This window comes from Arenibacter lacus, assembly GCF_008711145.1.
Lineage (GTDB): Bacteria > Bacteroidota > Bacteroidia > Flavobacteriales > Flavobacteriaceae > Arenibacter > Arenibacter amylolyticus.
On record NZ_VVIN01000142.1, the window covers coordinates 1 to 2,018 of the forward strand.

The 2,018-nt window shown below is 41.6% G+C and carries 3 protein-coding genes; all 3 read left to right on the forward strand.

Annotation, left to right across the window (positions count from 1 at the left end):
• The coding region (locus F1E73_RS16760) for a SufB/SufD family protein (protein ID WP_150452629.1) at positions 1–439 on the forward strand (439 nt) is incomplete at its 5' end.
• 30 nt (positions 440–469) lie between these two features.
• On the forward strand, positions 470–1,696 hold the full coding sequence (locus tag F1E73_RS16765; protein ID WP_150452630.1) for an aminotransferase class V-fold PLP-dependent enzyme: 1,227 nt from the start codon (positions 470–472) through the stop codon (positions 1,694–1,696).
• A gap of 91 nt (positions 1,697–1,787) precedes the next feature.
• Positions 1,788–2,018, forward strand: a 231-nt coding sequence (locus F1E73_RS16770; RefSeq protein WP_150452631.1) for a SufE family protein, incomplete at its 3' end; no start/stop codon positions are given.

The following is a 2,018-nucleotide window of genomic DNA, read 5'->3' on the forward strand; positions in this document are numbered from 1 at the left end:
CGTAGACCACCACACCTTGGTACACCATATTAAGCCAAACAACGAAAGCTACCAAGATTACAAAGGTATCTACGATGAAAGTGCAACTGCTGTTTTTAACGGTAAGATTATCGTAGATCAGATTGCCCAAAAAACCAATGCATTTCAGCAGAACAACAACATCCTGTTGAGTGACAAGGCTACGATTAATACCAAGCCACAGCTAGAGATTTTCGCGGATGATGTTAAATGTTCGCATGGTTGTACCATTGGACAATTGGATGACGAGGCTTTATTTTATTTACAGTCTAGAGGTATTCCAAAAAAGGAGGCCAAGGCGTTATTAATGTATGCCTTTGCCAACAACGTATTGTCCACGGTTCGTATTCCAGAACTTAAGGCAAGGATCAATAAAATAATCGCTAAAAAATTAGGGGTCAATATTGGTTTTGACCTATAAGGACATCCCTATAGTCAGTTAATTACCGTTATGATAAACACTGTATTCGATATTCTATCTATTCGCAAAGATTTTCCCATTTTAAACAGGAAGGTCCATGGCCAGCCTCTTGTGTATTTGGACAATGCCGCCACTTCACAGACGCCCACGATGGTTATTGATGCTATAGTGGATTATTACAAGCGGTATAATTCCAATATTCACCGAGGGGTCCACACCCTTTCCCAGGAAGCAACGGACGTATATGAGGAGGCTAGGCAAAAGATTCAAAAGCACTTTAACGCTCGCAAAAGCCACGAAATTATATTTACCCCAGGTACTACCTTCGGTATTAATTTGGTGGCCAATGGCTTTGCCTCCATATTACAAGCGGGGGACGAAATTATCGTCTCTGCCCTAGAGCACCATTCCAACATAGTTCCTTGGCAGATGCTAGCAGACCGCACCGGAGCGGTTTTACGGGTAATTCCCATGGATATAGAAGGAGAATTGGTGATGGAAGAATACCACAAACTATTAAGCGATAAAACAAAGCTGGTATTTTGCAACCATGTCTCCAATGCATTGGGAACAATAAATCCCATTGAAGAAATTATCAGTGCGGCCCATAAAGTTGGCGCAGCGGTATTGTTAGACGGCGCACAGGCGGCACCCCATATTAAAGCAGACGTGCAAGAATTAGACGTAGATTTTTATGTGGTTTCTGGCCATAAAATGTGCGGCCCTACTGGGGTAGGTGTCCTTTACGGAAAAGAGGAATGGCTAAACAAATTACCTCCATACCAAGGAGGTGGGGAAATGATTGCCGAGGTGACCTTTGAAAAAACCACTTATGCAGCCCTTCCCCATAAGTTTGAGGCCGGGACCCCAAACATTGCAGGAGGTATAGCTTTTGGCGCGGCATTGGACTATATGAACAACATTGGATTTGATGCTATTTCACGGTACGAACACGAACTATTAACCTATGCCACTGAACAGCTTTTAACCATAGAAGGTTTAAAAATCTATGGCACCTCTAGCAACAAAACAGCCGTTATTTCCTTTAATATAGAAGGATTACATCCCTATGATATAGGAAGCATCTTAGACAAGCTGGGAATTGCCGTTAGGACTGGCCACCATTGTGCGCAACCCATAATGGACTTTTATAAGATTCCAGGAACGGTAAGGGCAAGTTTTAGTTTTTACAACACCAAGGACGAGATAGATGTATTGGTCGCCGGAGTAAAGCGCGCCAAGTCTATGTTGATCTAAAATCCATAACGCAATCTATATCTTCTTGAATTTAAGTGCTGTGTGTTGTACTTTTGCAATGAAATTCCATATGACAGGATAAATTAACACTATGAGTATACAAGAAATACAGGAAGAGATTATAGAGGAATTCTCCATGTTTGACGATTGGATGGAGCGTTATGAATATATGATAGAATTGGGAAAATCACTTCCCCTAATCGAGGAGCAATACAAAACCGACGACAATATCATTAAAGGCTGCCAGAGCAAAGTATGGGTACATGCCGAATTAAATGATGATAAATTGGTATTTACCGCTGATAGCGATGCCATTATAACC

Coding starts and splice junctions, on each gene's coding strand:
- F1E73_RS16765 (WP_150452630.1), top strand. CDS start 470: ATGATAAACACTGTATTCGATATTCTATCTATTCGCAAAGATTTTCCC.